Origin of the sequence: Streptomyces sp. NPDC020742 (assembly GCF_040641675.1) — a bacterium.
Taxonomy (GTDB): domain Bacteria; phylum Actinomycetota; class Actinomycetes; order Streptomycetales; family Streptomycetaceae; genus Streptomyces.
The window spans coordinates 1-16692 of the sequence record NZ_JBFAEA010000022.1; the positions used below are offsets into that span (position 1 = coordinate 1).

At 72.9% G+C, this 16692-nt stretch carries 17 protein-coding genes; 2 read left to right on the forward strand and 15 right to left on the reverse strand.

The window, feature by feature from the left end; all coding sequences use genetic code 11:
- Positions 1–184 precede the first annotated feature (184 nt).
- The 14 genes from AB0G84_RS28360 to AB0G84_RS28425 form a co-directional block, all read right to left on the reverse strand.
- A complete protein-coding gene (locus AB0G84_RS28360) occupies positions 185–955 on the reverse strand; it encodes a sirohydrochlorin chelatase (protein ID WP_361326684.1) in 771 nt (256 codons plus the stop codon).
- Positions 956–958: 3 nt separating this feature from the next.
- Entirely contained in the window at positions 959–1906 is a 948-nt protein-coding gene (locus AB0G84_RS28365; RefSeq protein WP_361326687.1) for an ABC transporter permease, read from the reverse strand.
- On the reverse strand, positions 1893–2723 hold the full coding sequence (locus AB0G84_RS28370; protein ID WP_361326689.1) for an ABC transporter ATP-binding protein: 831 nt from the start codon (positions 2721–2723) through the stop codon (positions 1893–1895). Before AB0G84_RS28370 ends, AB0G84_RS28365 begins: the two co-directional genes overlap by 14 nt.
- Before the next feature lie 34 nt (positions 2724–2757).
- Positions 2758–3867 carry an aliphatic sulfonate ABC transporter substrate-binding protein gene (locus AB0G84_RS28375; protein ID WP_361326691.1) on the reverse strand — a complete coding sequence of 370 codons (1110 nt, stop codon included), beginning with the start codon at positions 3865–3867 and terminating at the stop codon, positions 2758–2760.
- A gap of 214 nt (positions 3868–4081) precedes the next feature.
- The gene (locus AB0G84_RS28380; RefSeq protein ID WP_361326694.1) at positions 4082–5437 is read right to left on the reverse strand and encodes a GTP-binding protein; all 1356 of its coding nucleotides are present in this window, start codon (positions 5435–5437) and stop codon (positions 4082–4084) included.
- Positions 5438–5439: 2 nt separating this feature from the next.
- Positions 5440–6390 (reverse strand): sulfate adenylyltransferase subunit CysD, encoded by a 951-nt coding sequence (gene cysD, locus AB0G84_RS28385; RefSeq protein WP_361326697.1) that lies wholly within the window; start codon positions 6388–6390, stop codon positions 5440–5442.
- Complete coding sequence (gene cysC / locus AB0G84_RS28390; protein ID WP_361326701.1) at positions 6387–6920, reverse strand: adenylyl-sulfate kinase; 534 nt, start codon at positions 6918–6920, stop codon at positions 6387–6389. Before cysC ends, cysD begins: the two co-directional genes overlap by 4 nt.
- A 20-nt stretch (positions 6921–6940) precedes the next feature.
- A complete protein-coding gene (locus tag AB0G84_RS28395) occupies positions 6941–7633 on the reverse strand; it encodes a phosphoadenylyl-sulfate reductase (RefSeq protein ID WP_361326704.1) in 693 nt (230 codons plus the stop codon).
- Positions 7630–7839, reverse strand: coding sequence for a hypothetical protein (locus AB0G84_RS28400; protein ID WP_361326707.1), 210 nt, complete (start codon positions 7837–7839; stop codon positions 7630–7632). The genes AB0G84_RS28395 and AB0G84_RS28400 overlap by 4 nt, the downstream gene beginning before the upstream one ends.
- A 115-nt stretch (positions 7840–7954) precedes the next feature.
- Positions 7955–9682 (reverse strand): nitrite/sulfite reductase, encoded by a 1728-nt coding sequence (locus AB0G84_RS28405; protein WP_361326710.1) that lies wholly within the window; start codon positions 9680–9682, stop codon positions 7955–7957.
- A gap of 215 nt (positions 9683–9897) precedes the next feature.
- Positions 9898–9981 (reverse strand): putative leader peptide, encoded by an 84-nt coding sequence (locus AB0G84_RS28410; protein ID WP_350257049.1) that lies wholly within the window; start codon positions 9979–9981, stop codon positions 9898–9900.
- A gap of 92 nt (positions 9982–10073) precedes the next feature.
- Positions 10074–10691: a GNAT family N-acetyltransferase gene (locus AB0G84_RS28415; RefSeq protein WP_361326713.1), complete on the reverse strand. Its 618-nt coding sequence runs from the start codon at positions 10689–10691 to the stop codon at positions 10074–10076.
- A gap of 89 nt (positions 10692–10780) precedes the next feature.
- On the reverse strand, positions 10781–11359 hold the full coding sequence (locus AB0G84_RS28420) for a class F sortase (RefSeq protein ID WP_361326920.1): 579 nt from the start codon (positions 11357–11359) through the stop codon (positions 10781–10783).
- A gap of 359 nt (positions 11360–11718) precedes the next feature.
- A complete protein-coding gene (locus AB0G84_RS28425) occupies positions 11719–13008 on the reverse strand; it encodes a GAF domain-containing protein (RefSeq protein WP_361326716.1) in 1290 nt (429 codons plus the stop codon).
- 268 nt (positions 13009–13276) lie between these two features.
- On the opposite strand from AB0G84_RS28425, the gene AB0G84_RS28430 reads away from it, so the two are divergent.
- Positions 13277–13693, forward strand: coding sequence for a hypothetical protein (locus AB0G84_RS28430; protein ID WP_361326719.1), 417 nt, complete (start codon positions 13277–13279; stop codon positions 13691–13693).
- 182 nt (positions 13694–13875) lie between these two features.
- Here the strand turns inward: AB0G84_RS28430 and AB0G84_RS28435 are convergent, their stop codons facing one another.
- A complete protein-coding gene (locus AB0G84_RS28435; RefSeq protein WP_361326722.1) occupies positions 13876–15519 on the reverse strand; it encodes an acyl-CoA dehydrogenase family protein in 1644 nt (547 codons plus the stop codon).
- An 18-nt stretch (positions 15520–15537) separates the two neighbouring features.
- Here AB0G84_RS28435 and AB0G84_RS28440 point away from each other — a divergent pair, with 18 nt between their 5' ends.
- Positions 15538–16686, forward strand: a complete 1149-nt coding sequence (locus AB0G84_RS28440) for a YihY/virulence factor BrkB family protein (RefSeq protein WP_361326725.1) — start codon at positions 15538–15540, stop codon at positions 16684–16686.
- Positions 16687–16692 lie beyond the last annotated feature (6 nt).

Consider the following 16692-nt stretch of genomic DNA (forward strand, 5'->3'; position numbering starts at 1 on the left):
GTGTGGACGTAAAGCGAAGCAGTCCACACACCAGACCCCGCAGGCCCGTCACCGCACCCAACAGCCCCGCGCAGCGGCACCGCCCGCCGCAGGCGTCACGGCGAGAAAGTCGACAACGTCGGAAGGCACCTGGCCGCCAGGCCACGGCGGGATAGCCGACAACGTGGGAAGCCCGCCCGTTCGGCTACGCGCTCAGTGCCGCCAGTCCGTCGCGGGCCCCGGCCGCCGCCGACTCGTCGTAGCGGTGCAGCAGCAGACGGGCCAGCTCGGGCGCGGCGCCCAGGACCGGGGCGAGGACATCGGCCCGGGCCTCCCGGGCCCCGGCGGCGATCCGGTCCGGGAGGAAGCCGGGCGCGATCACGTACGGGGCGACGGCCACCCGGTGCACGCCCTCGGCGCGCAGGGCCCGTACGGCGTCGGCCGTGCGGGGCAGGGATGCGGAGGCGAACGCAGGACGCACGGCACACCAACCAGCGGTGCGCCGCCACTCCCGCGCGGTTTCAGCGATCACTGCGATCGCCTCCGGGTCGGAGGAGCCCGCCGAGGCCAGTACGACCCCGGTCGAGCGACGGTCGCCGGGCCGCAGCCCGGACTCGGCCAGCCGGCGCTCCAGGGCGCCGACCAGCAGGGGGGAGGGGCCGAGCACCTCGGCCTGGCGGATGTGCAGCAGCGGCAGCCGCGCGGCCGCCTCGCTCAGCACCGCCGGGATGTCGGCCTTGGCGTGGAAGGCATGGGTGAGCAGCAGCGGCAGCGCCACCACCCGCCGTACCCCCTCGGCCGAGAGCCGTTCCAGCACCCGGGGGACCCGGGGCGCGTTGAAGTCCAGGTAGCCGACCTCGACGCGCAGCCCCGGCCGCAGCGAACGGACCCGCGCGCAGAGCGCGGAGACCGTCGCCGCGTGCCGCGGGTCGCGGCTGCCGTGGGCGATGACCACAAGTGCGGGGTGTGCGTTCATGGTTCAGCTCTTGACCAGGAGACCGCGGCTGCGCAGCACCCGCCGTTCGAGGGGGGCGAAGATCAGCAGATCGATGCCGATGCCGACGATGAGGATCAGCAGGATCGCCGCCAGCACCCAGGACATGTCCTGCAGCTCGCGGCCCTGCTCCAGCAACTGGCCCAGCCCGGTGCCCAGGTCGGCCGCGTTGACGATGAGTTCGGCCGCCATCAGTGAGCGCCAGGAGAACGCCCAGCCCTGCTTGAGACCGGCGAGGTAGCCGGGCAGCGCGGCCGGCAGCAGGACGTGCCGGACCCCGGCCAGCCCCGTGGCACCGATGGTGCGGCCGGCCCGCAGGTAGAGCGGGGAGATCTGGTCGACGCCCGCCACCAGGCCGTTGGCGATGGAGGGGATGGCACCCAGCAGCACCACCGCGTAGATGGTGGCGTCGCTCAGCCCGAACCAGATGATCGCCGCGGGGACCCAGGCCACCGACGGCAACGACTGCAGCCCGCTCAGGATCGGCCCGATCGCGGCCCGTACGACCTTGACGCGGGCGACGACCAGGCCGAGGAGGGTACCGATGCCGACCGAGGCCAGGAAACCCAGGGCGCCCCGCGAGACGCTGGTCCACACAAAGCCCAGCAGGGTGCCTTCCAACCACTTCTGCTGGAGCGAGCGGAAGACGTCCACCGGGCTGGGCAGCAAGTAGTGCGGCTTGAGCGAGAAGTGGTAGGCGAGCTGCCACAGCGCCAGGACCAGCACGATCGCGACGACGGGCGGGAACGCCTTGGACACGACGGTGCGCAGCCACGGCTGCCGGTTGATGATCCGCGATTCCAGGGCGTCGAGCCCCGCCTCCAGGCCGGCGAGGTCGGTGGCCGCGGTGTCCTTGGCGGCGGCTTCGGGGGCTGCCGAGTCGCCGCCGGCCTGCGCGGCGGTGGACTCGGCCTCGGTCTCAGTGCTGGCCATGGCGGCGGATCTCCCCGCGGAGCTGTTCGGTGATCTCGATGGAAAGGTCGGCGACCGCGGCGTCCTCGATGCGGCGCGGCTGGGGGATGTCCACCTGCCACTCGCGGGCGATCCGGCCCGGACGGGAGGACAGCAGCACCACGCGCTGCGCGAGCCGTACCGCCTCCCGGACGTTGTGGGTGACGAAGAGGACGGAGAGGCCGCCGGCGTCGGAGCCGCTGTCGTTCTGCGCGGTCCAGATGCGGGTCAGCTCGTCGTGCAGCACATCGCGGGTGATCGCGTCCAGCGCGGCGAACGGCTCGTCCATCAGCAGCAGCCGGCTGTCCTGGGCGAGCGCCCGGGCCATCGCGACGCGCTGCCGCATACCGCCAGACAGCTCGTGCACCCGCTTGCCGTGCGCGCCCTTGAGCCGGACGAGTTCGAGCAGCCGCTCGGCCTCGTCGCGACGCTCGGACCGCGGCACCCCGCGCAGCCGCAGCGCCAGTTCGATGTTGCGGCCCGCGGTCAGCCACGGGAACAGCGCATGCTCCTGGAACATCAGGGCCGGCCGTCCACCGGGCGTCTCGATGCGTCCGGCGGACGGTGCGTCGAGGCCGGCGATGAGGTTGAGCAGGGTGGACTTGCCGCAGCCCGAGGCCCCCAGGAGGCAGACGAACTCGCCGGGTGCCACATCGATGGTGATGTCGTCGAGCACGTGTTGCTGCGCGCCCGGGCGGCCGAACGACTTCGAGACATGGTCGATGCGAGCCGCGTACGGCGTGCCGGTGCCCTGGTCCGCGGGGGCGGGCTGCTGCTGGGGGAGCGTGGTGGTCGTCATCGGTGTCACCTCCTGGGGGGAGTGCGGGGCCGGTCTACTTGCTGCCGAGTCCGGCGTCGTCGACCGGCGGCTTGCCCTCGGCCTTGAGCACCTTGTTGAGCAGGGTGAGGTCGTAGATGCCCTTGAGGTCGGGCTTCTGCAGCAGGCCGGCCTTGACGGCGTGGTCCGCCTCCTCCTGGAGCGTGGCGGCCAGCGGGTCGTCGGTGAGGTCGACGTTCTTGAACGCCGGGTCGAGCACCTTGTCCGGCAGCGCCTTGCCGGCGATCTTCGGGTCGGCGAGCTTGTCGTTGAGCGCCTGCTTCGCCTCGGCCGGGTGCGACCGGATCCAGGCGTTGGTCTTCACCGAAGCGCGCAGCACGGCCTCGACGGCCTTGGGGTGCTCCTTGAGGAAGGACTGGGAGACGATCATGTTCGTGATGACGAACTTGCCGCCCTTCCAGAGCTTCTTCTCGTCCAGGACGGTCTTGCCGCCGGCGGCGACGAGCTTGGACGCGGTGGGCTCGGGCACCCACGCGCCGTCGATGGAGCCCTGCTCGAAGGCCGTCGGCGTCACCTTGTTGTCGGTGCGCTGGACGGTGACGTCACCCTCGCCGGTGGTGGGGTCGACCTTGTAGCCCTTCTTGGCGAGGAAGTTCAGCAGGGCCACGTCCTGGGTGTTGCCGAGCTGCGGGGTGGCGATCGTCTTGCCCTTGAGGTCGTTGAGCCCCTTGATCTTCTTGGGGTTGACGACGAGCGAGACACCGCCGGAGGCCGAACCGGAGATGATCTTCAGGCTCTTGCCGTGCGACTTGGCGTATCCGTTGATCGCGGGGGAGGGGCCGATCCAGCCGATGTCGATCGCGTGCGAGTTGAGCGCCTCGATCTCCTGCGGCCCGGCGTTGAAGACGGAGGACTTCACCGCGGTGCCGCCCAGCTCCTTTTGGAACAGGCCCTTCTGGAGGCCGATCAGCGGAGTGGCATGGGTGGTGTTGCCGAAGAACCCGATCTTGACCTGATCGAGTCCATCGACCTTGGGGCCCTTGGGGGCGACCTCGGCCGAGGTGTCCTTCTTGGCCTGGGAACCGTAACCGCAGGCGCCCAGCGCCCCGATCAGCACGGGGACGGAGACTGCGGCCGCCAGCAGGCGGTGTCGAACGGCAGACACGGGAGGAGTTCCTCTCGGAGGGCCGGGGTGCGCCGCGCCCCTCTAGGGCGCGCCCGGCGGGGCGATGGATCTTCGGAAGGGTGGCGTGCGGGCTACGGAGCGGGGCATGGTCAGCGCACACATCGGCCGACTCCGCCCTGCCCGCTGCCCAGGGCGCCGCTGCCGATGCGGCCGCCCTCCTTCGCGAAGGTCGAGAAGATGTCCTTGAGCACGGTCAGAAGTCCCATCCCTCGTCGTCCGCACCGTCGGCCTGTGCGGCCTGCGCGGCCGCCTCGGCGAAGGCGGTGCCCGCCATCCCCGCGGTCAGCGTGGTGCCGTCGGCCGGATCGATCAGCAGGAACGAGCCGGTGCGCCGGGAGTCGGCGTAGGCGTCCAGTGCCAGCGGCTCGGCCGTGCGGATCACCACCCGTCCGATGTCGTTGGCGGCCAGTTCACCCGGCGCCGGGTGCTGGGAGAGGTCGTCCAGCGTCAGCCGGGACGGGATGTCCTTGACGATCGCCTTGACGGTGCGGGTGGTGTGCTTGAGCAGCACCCGCTGGCCGACGGTCAGCGGACGGTCGGCCACATGGCAGACGGTCGCCTCGACGTCCTGCACGGGCACCGGCGCGGTGGCGGCCGCGGCGATCAGATCGCCGCGCGAGACGTCGATGTCGTCGGTGAGCCGGAGCGTCACCGACTGCGGCGCCCAGGCGGCGTCCACGGCCTGGCCCAGTGCATCGATCCCCTCGACGGTGCTGGTCCGGCCGGACGGCAGGACGGTGACGGCGTCGCCGACGTGCAGCACACCGGAGGCGATCTGGCCGGCGTAACCGCGGTAGTCGGGGTGCTCGGCGGTCTGCGGACGGATCACGTACTGGACCGGGAAGCGGGCCGGGTCCTGTGCCGGGTCGGCGACCACCGGCACGGTCTCCAGGTGCTCCAGCACTGTCGGGCCGCCGTACCAGTCCATGTGCGCCGACGGGGAGACGACGTTGTCACCGGCCAGCGCGGAGATCGGGATCGCGGTGATCTCCGGGACGCCCAGCGAGGCCGCGTAGGCGGTGAACTCCTCGGCGATGGCGGCGAAGACGGGCTCCTGGTAGTCCACCAGGTCCATCTTGTTGACCGCCAGCACCACGTGCGGGACGCGCAACAGGGCGGCGACCGCGGCGTGCCGGCGGGTCTGCTCGACCACCCCGTTGCGGGCGTCGACCAGCACCACGGCCAGCTCGGCGGTGGAGGCACCGGTGACCATGTTGCGGGTGTACTGCACGTGCCCGGGGGTGTCCGCCAGGATGAAGCGGCGCCGCGGGGTGGCGAAGTAGCGGTAGGCGACGTCGATGGTGATGCCCTGCTCGCGTTCCGCGCGCAGCCCGTCGGTCAGCAGCGCCAGGTCCGGCGCCTCCTGCCCGCGGCCCAGGGAAGCCCGCTCGACGGCCTCCAGCTGGTCGGCGAGCACCGACTTGGAGTCGTGCAGCAGCCGGCCGACCAGCGTGGACTTGCCGTCGTCGACGGAGCCGGCGGTGGCGAAGCGCAGCAGCGAGGTCGGGCCGGCGTCGACGACGCCCTCAACAGGATGGGTGGTGCTCATGGTTAGAAGTACCCCTCGCGCTTGCGGTCCTCCATGGCGGCCTCGGACAGCTTGTCGTCGGCCCGCGTCGCGCCCCGCTCGGTGAGCCGGGACGCGGCGATCTCGGTGATCACGGCCTCGATGGTGTCCGCGTCGGAGTCGACGGCACCGGTGCAGGACATGTCGCCGACGGTGCGGTAGCGCACCTGCCGCCGCTCCAGGCTCTCGCCGTCCTTGGGGCCGCCCCACTCGCCGGGCGCCAACCACATGCCGTTGCGGGCGAACACCTCGCGCTCGTGGGCGTAGTAGATGGCGGGCAGTTCGATCTTCTCGCGGGCGATGTACTGCCACACGTCCAGCTCGGTCCAGTTGGACAGCGGGAAGACCCGGACGTGCTCACCGGGCGAGTGCCGGCCGTTGTAGAGCTGCCACAGCTCCGGGCGCTGCCGGCGCGGGTCCCAGCCGCCGAACTCGTCGCGCAGCGAGAAGACCCGCTCCTTGGCGCGCGCCTTCTCCTCGTCCCGGCGGCCGCCGCCGAAGACCGCGTCGAAACGGTTCTTCTCGATGGCGTCCAGCAGCGGGACGGTCTGTAGCGGGTTGCGGGTGCCGTCCGGGCGCTCGCGCAGCTCACCGCGGTCGATGAAGTCCTGGACGGAGGCGACGTGCAGCCGCAGGCCGTGCCGCTCGACGGTGCGGTCGCGGTAGTCGAGCACCTCGGGGAAGTTGTGCCCGGTGTCGACGTGCAGCAGCGAGAAGGGCACCGGGGCCGGCGCGAACGCCTTCAGCGCCAGGTGCAGCATGACGATGGAGTCCTTGCCGCCGGAGAACAGGATCACCGGCCGCTCGAACTCGCCCGCCACCTCGCGGAAGATGTGCACCGCCTCGGACTCCAGGGAGTCCAGGTGGGACAGCGCGGACGGGGAGTCGCCCTGGTGCCCCGGACCGGTCTCGGTGATGGAAGCGGCCGTGGTCACGCCAGTCCCCTTTCGACGAGCAGCGCATGCAGTGCGGCTGCGGACTCCTGCACGGTCTGGGTGTGCGACGCGATCCGCAGATCGGGCGTCTCGGGCGCCTCGTACGGGTCGTCCACCCCGGTCAGGCCGGAGATCTCACCGGCCGCCTGCTTGGCGTACAGCCCCTTCACATCCCGCTCGGAGCACACCTCGACCGGGGTGGCCACATGCACCTCCAGGTACGGGGTGCCCTCCGTCTGGTGCCGCTTGCGCACCGCCTCGCGGCTGTCCGCGTACGGCGCGATCACCGGGACCAGCGCCTTGACGCCGTTGCTGGCCAGCAACTCGGCGACGAAGCCGATGCGCTGGACGTTGGTGTGCCGGTCCTCGCGGGTGAAGCCGAGGCCCGCGGAGAGGAACTCCCGGATCTCGTCGCCGTCGAGCACCTCGACCCGGTGGCCCTCGCCGCGCAGCGTCCCGGCCAGCTCGTGGGCGAGGGTCGTCTTGCCCGCGCTCGGCAGACCGGTCAGCCAGATCGTGGCGCCCGTCATGGATATCTCCTGATGCTCTGTCATCCGTGCAGCCCGCACTCGGTCTTGTTGCTCCCGGCCCAGCGGCCGGCCCTGGCGTCCTCGCCCTGGAGCACCCGGCGGGTGCAGGGCGCACAGCCGACGGAGGCGTAGCCGTCCATCAGCAGCGGGTTGGTCAGCACGCCGTGCTCGGTGACGTAGGCGTCCACATCGGCCTGGGTCCAGCGGGCGATGGGGGAGACCTTCACCTTCTGCCGCCTGGCGTCCCAGCCGACGACCGGGGTGTTCGCCCGGGTCGGCGACTCGTCCCGGCGCAGCCCGGTCGCCCAGGCGTCGTACCCGGCCAGGCCCTCTTCGAGCGGCGCGACCTTGCGCAGGGCGCAGCACCGGTCGGGGTCGCGGTCGTGCAGCCGGGGGCCGTACTCGGCGTCCTGCTCGGCCACCGTCTGACGTGGCGTCAGGGTGATGACGTTGACGTCCAGCACCGCGGCCACCGCGTCCCGGGTCCCGAGGGTCTCGGGGAAGTGGTAGCCGGTGTCCAGGAAGACCACGTCCACCCCGGGGAAGGCCCGCGAGGCCAGGTGCGCGACGACCGCGTCCTCCATCGAGGAGGTGACGCAGAAGCGCGGTCCGAAGGTCTGCGCGGCCCAGGTGAGGATCTCCAGGGCGGGCGCGTCCTCCAGGTCGCGGCCCGCCTGCTCGGCGAGCCGCTGGAGGTCGGTGGCGGTGGTCACGGGGCACCTCCGTCGGAAGCGGGCGGGGAAGCGGGGGCGCCGGCGGCTCCCGGGGCCAGCAGGCCCAGGAACTTCAGCCGGAAGGCGCGGCTGCAGGACCGGCACTCCCAGGCTGCGCCCTCGCCGCGGACGTGACCCTCCTCGGAGGGCCGCAGGTCCTCGTCCCCGCAGTACGGGCAGAAGAACGGCGCGGCACGTTCGCTCACGATGTCCCCCGCTCGGCCTCGGCTCGCTCGGATGCGTCGGCTTCCCTCGACACGGCTCGTTCGTCCGTCACTGCGCGGCTCCTCAGTCCAGCCCGCGCCGCGCGCCGGGGCTCGCTCATTTCAGCGCACCCTCTTCCGCCCGGGCCGCCCAGCTGGCGAACCGCTCGGTCTGGTGGCGCTGCGCCTGGAAGTTGCGCAGCACCCGCTCGATGTAGTCGGGGAGTTCGTCGGCGGTGACCTTCAGTCCGCGGACCTTGCGGCCGAAGCCGGGGTCCAGGCCGAGCGCCCCGCCCAGGTGCACCTGGTAGCCCTCGACCTGGTTGCCCTGCCCGTCCAGGACCAGCTGCCCCTTGAGTCCGATGTCCGCGACCTGGATACGGGCGCAGGCGTTCGGGCAGCCGTTGAGGTTGATGGTGATCGGCTCGGTGAAGTCCGGCATCCGCCGCTCCAGTTCGTCGATCAGGGACGCCCCGCGGCCCTTGGTCTCGACGATGGCGAGCTTGCAGAACTCGATGCCGGTGCAGGCCATCGTGCCGCGCCGGAACGGCGACGGCTTGACCTGGAAGTCCAGCGCCTCCAGCCCGGCCACCAGGGAGTCGACCCGGTCCGGCGCCACATCGAGGACGATCATCTTCTGCTCGACGGTGGTGCGCAGCCGGTCGGAGCCGTGCTCGGCGGTCAGTTCGGCGATCTTGGTGAGGGTGGCGCCGTCGACCCGGCCGACGCGCGGGGCGAAGCCGACGTAGAAGCGGCCGTCCTGCTGCTGGTGCACGCCGATGTGGTCGCGCCAGGTGGACGCCGGCTGCTCGGGCGCGGGGCCGTCGACCAGCTTGCGCTTGAGGTACTCGTCCTCCAGCACCTGGCGGAACTTCTCCGGGCCCCAGTCGGCCATCAGGAACTTCAGCCGGGCGCGGGTGCGCAGCCGGCGGTAGCCGTAGTCGCGGAAGATCCCGACGACCCCGGCCCAGACGTCCGCGACCTCGTCGAGCGGGACCCAGGTGCCCAGGCGCTGGGCGAGCTTGGGGTTGGTGGACAGCCCGCCGCCGACCCAGAGGTCGAAGCCGGGGCCGTGCTCGGGGTGGACCACCCCGACGAAGGCCACGTCGTTGATCTCGTGGACCACATCCTGGACCGGGGATCCCGAAATCGCGGTCTTGAACTTCCGCGGCAGGTTGGAGAACTCCTTGCTGCCGATGTAGCGCTGGTGGATCTCGTCCACCGCCGGCGTGCCGTCGATGATCTCGTCGGCGGCGATCCCGGCGACCGGTGAGCCGATGATCACGCGCGGGCAGTCGCCGCACGCCTCGGTCGTGGACAGCCCGACGGACTCCAGCTTCTCCCAGATGGCAGGGACGTCCTCGATCCGGATCCAGTGCAGCTGGATGTTCTGCCGGTCGGTGATGTCCGCGGTGCCGCGGGCGTACTGCTCGGAGACCTCGCCGATGGCGCGCAGTTGGGCGACGGTCAGTCGGCCGCCGTCGATGCGCACCCGCAGCATGAAGTGCTTGTCGTCCAGCTCCTCCGGCTCCAGGATCGCGGTCTTGCCGCCGTCGATCCCGGGCTTGCGCTGGGTGTACAGGCCCCACCAACGCATCCGCCCGCGCAGGTCGTTGGGGTCGATGGAGTCGAAGCCGGCCTTGGAGTAGATCGTCTCAATGCGTGTCCGCACATTGAGACCGTCGTCGTCCTTCTTGAACTGCTCATTGCCGTTGAGCGGGGTGAAGTGGCCAACGGCCCACTGGCCCTCGCCGCGGTGGCGTCCGGCCTTGCGGCGGGTGGCGGCTGCTGCTGCGGTGGGGGCACCCCCGGTCGAAGGCTGGGGGAGTTCCGGGGTGGCGGCCATGGAAATACGTCCTTCTGGGCGGGCTCAAGGGAGTCGGGACCGGCGCCGGATACCCACGGTGACCTGCGCAGGCACGCCGAAGGGCGGCGCGTGGCAACGCGTCGGTCAAAAACTGCGGGTCGTGGGGTCCTGGCGCGTCCGCGACGATGGGGACGGCGGGGCGTGCGGTGGTGCTGGGCGCTGTCCGGGACGGGTGGCCCCGGAGAGGTACGGCCTCAGCCCGCCCGACAAATGGCACTGGACATGCGGCCGAGGTCGACGTGCCGCCGACTCACCAAGGCAATTCCAGCTCGAGACATGACGGAAGCCTGGCACGCCGCTCTCCGGGCAGTCCACCGTCATCCAGAATGCGGACACCAATGTCCCGCATGGCGAGACAATGTGGTCTCGGTCACTCCCCGGTGGGGGTGCCGGGCGTACCGGAGGTCACGGCGGTGACCGGACCCGCCCCCGGCCACGGTCCGGGAGCGGGCGCCTCGGGCTCCTCGGTCACGGTGGTGTCGTAGAGCTGGAAGCCGCGCCGCCGGTAGTTGTCCAGGGCGTGCGGGCCGTCCAGGTCGCAGGTGTGCAGCCAGACCCGCTTCGTCGGCGGCTGCCCCGGATGACGTTCGGCCAGGTCCCAGGCCCGCTCGGTCCCGTACGACAGCAGGTGCCCGCCGATCCGGCGCCCGCGGAAGTCCGGCAGCAGCCCGAAGTAGACGATCTCCACGGAGCCGTCCGCGGCCGGGTTCAGCTCGACGAACCCGGCAGGCGTGCCGCGCTCATAGGCCACCCAGGTCTCCACGCCGGGCCGCCCCAGGTGCTCCGCCCACCGGGCGTACGGCCAGTCCAGTCGGTCGGTCCAGGCGATGTCCCCGCCGACCGAGGTGTAGAGGAAGCGGCTGAACTCCGGCGAAGGCATCCCAGACCGGACGATCCGGACGTCCTGTGTGGCCGGCGGTTCCTGCGCGGGGGACAGGTCGGCGGGCGAGGTCTGCTGGAGGTACCAGGTGGTGACCGGGATGCTCATGGGGCCAGCACATCACACCGCCCGTCGTGAGCGGGCGGCGGTCCGTGGACAGGGGCAGCGGGGCGGTGTGCGGCGCGGCGCTACGGCGCTCAGCCCGCCGCCTCCGGCCCGCCCGTCATCCTCGCGAAGACCACCACATTGCCCGTGTAGCCCGACCCCGCGGCGTAGCTGCCGCCGCAGGTCAGCACGCGCAGCTCGGGGCGTCCGGTGTCGGCGTAGATCGTGCGGGCGGGGAAGTGCCGCTTGTCGAAGACCCGGACGCCGTAGACCTCGAAGACCGCGGTCCGCCCGTCCTCCCGGGTGACCCGGATCGTCCGGCCCTTCTCCAGGGCGCCCAGCGCGTAGAAGACCGCGGGGCCGCTGAGGTTGTCGACGTGCCCGACCAGGACCGCGGTGCCGCGCTCGCCCGGGGACGGTGCGCCCCGGTACCAACCCGCCAGGTTCGGGTCCCCCGACGGCGGGGGCTCGATCCAGCCGTCCCGGTCCAGGCCGAGCGGCACCACCGGGGCGGCCACCGCGAGGGAGGGGATCGCCACCAGGGCGGGGGCGGAACGGGGCAGCGGCGGCGGAGCCGGGCCGTCGGGCGGGGCGTCACCGGGGAACAGGGCGGTGGCGGCGCCGGGCTGTGGCGGGCCGTCCGCGGCGCCGGACAGTCCGTGCCGCAGCATGCCGAACCCGGCGAGCCCGACCAGGGCCAGCACGCCCCACCGGGGCCGGCGGGCGGCAGCCGGTGCCGACGGGGCCGCCTCCGGCGCCTCCGCGGCCTCCGGTGCTTCCGGCGGGCCGGTCGGACTCATCGCTCACCTCCAGAGGGGCCGCGCCCCAGGGGCACGGTCCCGGTCGGCACGCTAGGCCCGGGCCGGGGCGGCAGCGACGGGACGGCGTCGAACGGGTGACGGGCGCCGCACCCACATCACGGAACACCGTCCCGCCTACTGGGACAGCAGCGCGGGGCCCCTGCGATGGTGGCCCGAACCCGGGCAAGCCGTCGCCCACCGGAGCCGCCTACCGGAGCCGCCCGCCCCGCTCACCCCTGGCGCGCCGCCGCCACCGCCGGGGCCAGCGACTGCGGCAGCAGGTGGCCGGACACCGGCGGCAGCCGGAGCTCCACCTCCACCCCGTCGGCGAAGCGGTAGGGCCGGTGCGCCAGTACGCTCCCGAGGTGCCGGCGCAGCCGGGAGAGTTCGGCCCGCACCGTGACCGTACGGCTGCCGTCGCCGAACAGGTCCTCGGCCAGCTCGGCGGCGCTCCGCCCCTGCGGATGCGCGGCGAGGACGAACAGCAGCTCGGCATGGCGCGGGGTCAGCTCGTGCGACCAGCTGCCGGCCGGGCCGCTGACCGTGACCGTCGAGCCGTCCCGCCCGCTGACGTCCAGGAGCACCCGGTTCGGTCCGGCCTCCGGCTCCGGCCCCCCGACCCGGACCAGCCAGCCGCCGGGCAGTGGCTCCAGGGCGCACCTGCCGTAGCGCGGCAGCCACAGCGGCCCGGCCTCGGGCGCCTTGGGCAGCGCCACCCGGTCCGGCGGCGTCAGCCCCGTCACGCCCGCCACCCAGCCGTTCGGGTCGACGGCCAGGGCCCGCCCACCGAGCCGCGCCAGCATCGGCGCCGCGCTGGACCGCAGCCGCTCCAGGGAACGGTGGTGGCGGCCGCGCAGCTCCCCCTCGGCGAGCCGGGCGACCGCGGACACCAGGGCGAGGGTGGTGGGGTGGAAGGTGGGGGCCGGGCCACTGATGTCCACGGTGCCCAGCAGCCGGCCGTCCCGAGGGTCGTGCAGCGGTGCCGCGGCGCAGGTCCACTGGTGGTGGCTGCGGACGAAGTGCTCGGCGGAGTGCACCAGTACCGGGCGGCGGGCCACCAGCGCGGTGCCGATGGCGTTGGTGCCGACGGCGCCCTCCGTCCAGTCGGCGCCCTTGTCGAAGCCGAGCCGGTCGGCCATCCGCCGGACCGGAGCGCTGCCCTCCCGCCACAGCACCCGGCCCTCGGCATCGGTGACGACCATGATCTGCTGGGCCGCGTCGGCGGTCGCCAGCAGCCCCTCGTTGAGTACCGGCAGCACCGCAGCCAGCTGCGACCGCTGCCGACGGTGCTCCAACTCGGCGACGGACAGCGGATGTTGGGTGTGCTCGCCGTCCGGGTCCAGACCGGACGTCAGCACCCGCCGCCAGGACTCACCGATGACCGCGCGGGGGGCGTCCGGGGCGGTGTGCGGCGGTGGCTCGCCGGTGAGCGCGGCCTCGTGGACGGTGGCGAGCCGGCGGGCGGTCGCGCGGGTGTCCCGGGCCGACCAGATGGCGCTGTCGATCGGTCTGTCGCTCACGCTGTACTCCGTTGGGTCCGCCGGCCGGTGCCCATGGTGCCGCCATCGGGCCGTCCTGGAGGCGTCATTGTCCCGATCGGTCGCGACGCACTGCAACGCGCTGCAACCGTTGTGGCCCATGGTGTGCAGCGGGGACGCTGATGCGAGCGGCCGATGGCCTCTCGCCACCGCGAGTTCGCCGGTCACCCGTCGGAGAACCCGCCGGTTGTCGCCGGGACGCCATCGGCCGCCGCGTGCGAACGGGCACAGTGCGGGGGAGGGGTGCACCATGGCGGCCGCTGCTCCGCGCATCGTGGTGATCGGTGTGGGCGAGGGGGTGCGCAGTGCGCGCGCCGCCCGGCTGGCCGGCCACTACGGGGTCCCCCGGCTCCCCGCGGTCGACGTGCTGATCGGGCGTCAGCCGCCGCCCGCCGACGGCTATGTCATCGACAGTCCCCCGCGGCTGCTCGACCGAGGTGTTGCGACGGGCGGCCTGCTGCCCGCGCTGGCCCTCGCCGACCTCGTGGTGGTGCTGTGCGGGGCCGACTGGACCGGCGCGGACGAGGCCTGCCGGGTGCTGCGGTACTACGAGGCGCGCGGCGTGCTGGCCGGCTTCCCGCCGGACGCACCCGACGGCGAGATCATCATGGCCGTGGACGCGGCGCTGCGCGGGCGCACCGCGGGGCAGCCGCCGGACACCGCCTAGCGCCCGCACGGGGCCCGGCCCCTCAGACCGGGAGCGGTGCCGTGTCGGCGCGGCACCGCTCCCCGACCGGCGCGGCGGCGGTAACCCCCTGCCCCCGCCCCTCCCTGCGGCAACGGCTCGGAGGCGGCGGGGGACCGCCGCCGCGCCCACGGAACGCGTACCGCGGCGGGGCCGGTGGCCGGTCAGTGCCCGGACAGCGGACGGGCCCGGTCCACCACCGCCGCGAGGTCCAGGGTCGACGGCAGCGTCCCGAAGGCCGCACCCGCGTCGCCGCCCAGCCGGGAGGCGCAGAACGCGTCCGCGACCTCGGGCGGTGCGTACCGCACCAGCAGCGAGCCCTGGAGCACCAGCGCCATCCGTTCCACCAGGCGCCGGGCCCGGCCCTCGATGCCCTCCAGGTCGGCCAGTTCGGTGAGCATCCCCTTGATCGCCCGGTCCAGGCGGTGGTCGGCGCCGCGCGCCGTCCCGATCTCGGTCAGCAGGGCGTTGAGCGCCTCGGGTTCGCGCCGCAGGGCCCGCAGCACATCCAGCGCCTGGATGTTGCCGGCGCCCTCCCAGATCGAGTTGAGCGGTGCCTCCCGCAGCAGCCGCGGCATCCCCGACTCCTCGACGTAGCCGTTGCCGCCCAGGCACTCCAGCGCCTCGGCCACCAGCGGTGTGCACCGTTTGGTCACCCAGTACTTCGCCGCCGGGACCGCCAGCCGCAGGAAGTGCCGGTCCTGTGCGGTGTCGCCGTCGTACGCCGCGGCCAGCCGCAGCGCGAGGGTGGTCGCCGCCTCCGACTCCAGTGCCAGATCGGCCAGCACATTGCGCATCAGCGGCTGGTCGATCAGCCGCCGGCCGAACGCCTGTCGGTACGCGGCGTGGTGCACCGCCTGCGCCACCGCCTGCCTCATCACCGCGGCCGAGGCGGTCACACAGTCCAGCCGGGTCGCCGCCACCATGTCGATGATCGTGGCGATGCCCCGCCCCTCCTCGCCGACCCGGCGGGCCCAGGTCCGCCCGTCGAACTCGACCTCCGCCGAGGCGTTGGAGCGGTTGCCGAGCTTGTCCTTGAGCCGCTGGATACGGAAGGCGTTGTGGGTGCCGTCCGGCAGTACCCGCGGCAGCAGGAAGCAGGTGAGCCCTCCGGGCGCCTGGGCCAGCACCAGGAAGGCGTCCGACATCGGGGCGGAGCAGAACCACTTGTGCCCGGTCAGCGCGTACTCGCCGGGTGCGGACAGCGGTTCGGCGCGGGTGGTGTTGGCCCGTACGTCGCTGCCGCCCTGCTTCTCGGTCATGGCCATGCCCACCAGCGCACCGGCCTTGCCGGAGACCGGCCGCAGCTCGTGCTCGTACACCCGTGAGGTCAGCCGCGGCTCCCACTCGGCGGCCAGCTCCGGCTCGTGGCGCAGGGCGGGCACCGCCGCGTGGGTCATCGACAGCGGGCAGCCGTGCCCCGCCTCGGCCTGGGTCCACACCAGGAAGCCGGCGGTGCGGCGGACGTGGCCGTCCGGCCGCGACCAGGCGCCGGTCAGGCCCGCCGTGACGGCGTGGCCCAGCAGCCGGTGCCAGGCCGGGTGGAACTCCACCTCGTCGATGCGGTGGCCGAAGCGGTCGTGGGTGCGCAGGACCGGCGGGTGGGCGTTGGCCTGTTCGCCCCAGCGCTGGGCGTGCGCCGAGCCGGCCGCCAGTCCCAGGCGCACCAGCTCCGCGCGTACCGCGTCCAGGTGGGTGTCGGCGACATACCGGGTGACGCCCTCGGTGAGGGCCCGGTCGCTGGTGAAGACGTCGTAGCCGACCAGCGGCGGGGGCTGGTTGGTGACCGTGTGGGTGGTGGCTGCCATGGCAGATACGGTAAGGAGGTGCAGCCGGCAAACGAACCAACCGAGCGGGCGGGCCGTCTGACCAGGGCCCGTGTGCTGTACCGCAACGTCTCCAAGCGCCGGCTGTCCTGGCTGCTGCTCAAGGACATCGTCCACTCCTGCATGACCTACCGGGTCACCGGGCTGGCCGCCGAGGCGGCGTTCTGGTGCCTGCTGTCGCTACCGCCGCTGATCCTCGGACTCGTCGGTGTGCTGGGCTACACGCAGGAGTGGATCGGGCACGACACCATCGACAGCGTCCGCCGGCACATCCTCAGCGCCGCCGGCACCGTGCTCTCCGGCCGGGGCGTGAACGAGATCGCCCGCCCGCTGCTGAACGACGTCTTCACCGCCCGCCGGCCCGATGTCATCTCCATCGGCTTCGCCATCGCCCTGTGGTCCGGCTCCCGCGCGCTGAACGTCTTCGTCGACACCATCACCATCATGTACGGGCTCGACGGGCGGCGCGGCATCGTCAAGACCCGGCTGCTGGCGTTCGCGCTCTACCTCGGCGGGCTGGTGGTCGGTGCCGTCGTCCTGCCGCTGATGGTGGTCGGCCCGGACACCGTCGTGGGCTGGCTGCCGGCCAGCGAGCACATCATCCGGGCGCTGTACTGGCCGGTCGTGCTGCTGGTGTCGGTCGCCTTCCTCACCACGCTCTACCACCTGTCCGTGCCGGTCCGGTCGCCCTGGCCGGAGGACATCCCCGGTGCGGTGGTCGCGCTGGGCATCTGGGTGCTGGGCAGCTTCCTGCTGCGGCTCTACCTGGTCTCGACGGTCGAGGGGCCCACGATCTACGGCTCGTTGGCTGCGCCGGTCGCGGTCCTGCTGTGGATCGGGGTGTCCGCCTTCGCGGTGCTGGTCGGCGCGGCGATGAACGCCTCGCTGGACCGGGTGTGGCCGTCGGTCGCCACGGCCGCGGCACGCGAGGAGATCGCCCGCCGGGCGGCGGCGAAGCGCGCGGACGGCGGCGCCGGTGGCGAGGACGACGGGCGCGGTAGCGGCGACGCCCGCGGTGCCGGTGACGGCGACGACGGCAACGACGGCCGTGGCGACGACGGCGATGTCCACGGCAACGGCGGTCAGGGACGCGGTGGCGACGACGGTGGCGACGACGGCGGGCGCGGTACCGGGACGCGCGCGGACTGAGCGGCG

Bases quoted from the DNA above. Each gene is read 5' to 3' on its own strand.
- AB0G84_RS28360 (WP_361326684.1), bottom strand. From the start codon at position 955: ATGAACGCACACCCCGCACTTGTGGTCATCGCCCACGGCAGCCGCGAC.
- AB0G84_RS28365 (WP_361326687.1), bottom strand. From the start codon at position 1,906: ATGGCCAGCACTGAGACCGAGGCCGAGTCCACCGCCGCGCAGGCCGGC.
- AB0G84_RS28370 (WP_361326689.1), bottom strand. From the start codon at position 2,723: ATGACGACCACCACGCTCCCCCAGCAGCAGCCCGCCCCCGCGGACCAG.
- AB0G84_RS28380 (WP_361326694.1), bottom strand. From the start codon at position 5,437: ATGAGCACCACCCATCCTGTTGAGGGCGTCGTCGACGCCGGCCCGACC.
- cysC (WP_361326701.1), bottom strand. From the start codon at position 6,920: ATGACGGGCGCCACGATCTGGCTGACCGGTCTGCCGAGCGCGGGCAAG.
- AB0G84_RS28405 (WP_361326710.1), bottom strand. From the start codon at position 9,682: ATGGCCGCCACCCCGGAACTCCCCCAGCCTTCGACCGGGGGTGCCCCC.
- AB0G84_RS28410 (WP_350257049.1), bottom strand. From the start codon at position 9,981: ATGTCTCGAGCTGGAATTGCCTTGGTGAGTCGGCGGCACGTCGACCTC.
- AB0G84_RS28415 (WP_361326713.1), bottom strand. From the start codon at position 10,691: ATGAGCATCCCGGTCACCACCTGGTACCTCCAGCAGACCTCGCCCGCC.
- AB0G84_RS28420 (WP_361326920.1), bottom strand. From the start codon at position 11,359: ATGCTGCGGCACGGACTGTCCGGCGCCGCGGACGGCCCGCCACAGCCC.
- AB0G84_RS28430 (WP_361326719.1), top strand. From the start codon at position 13,277: ATGGCGGCCGCTGCTCCGCGCATCGTGGTGATCGGTGTGGGCGAGGGG.
- AB0G84_RS28435 (WP_361326722.1), bottom strand. From the start codon at position 15,519: ATGGCAGCCACCACCCACACGGTCACCAACCAGCCCCCGCCGCTGGTC.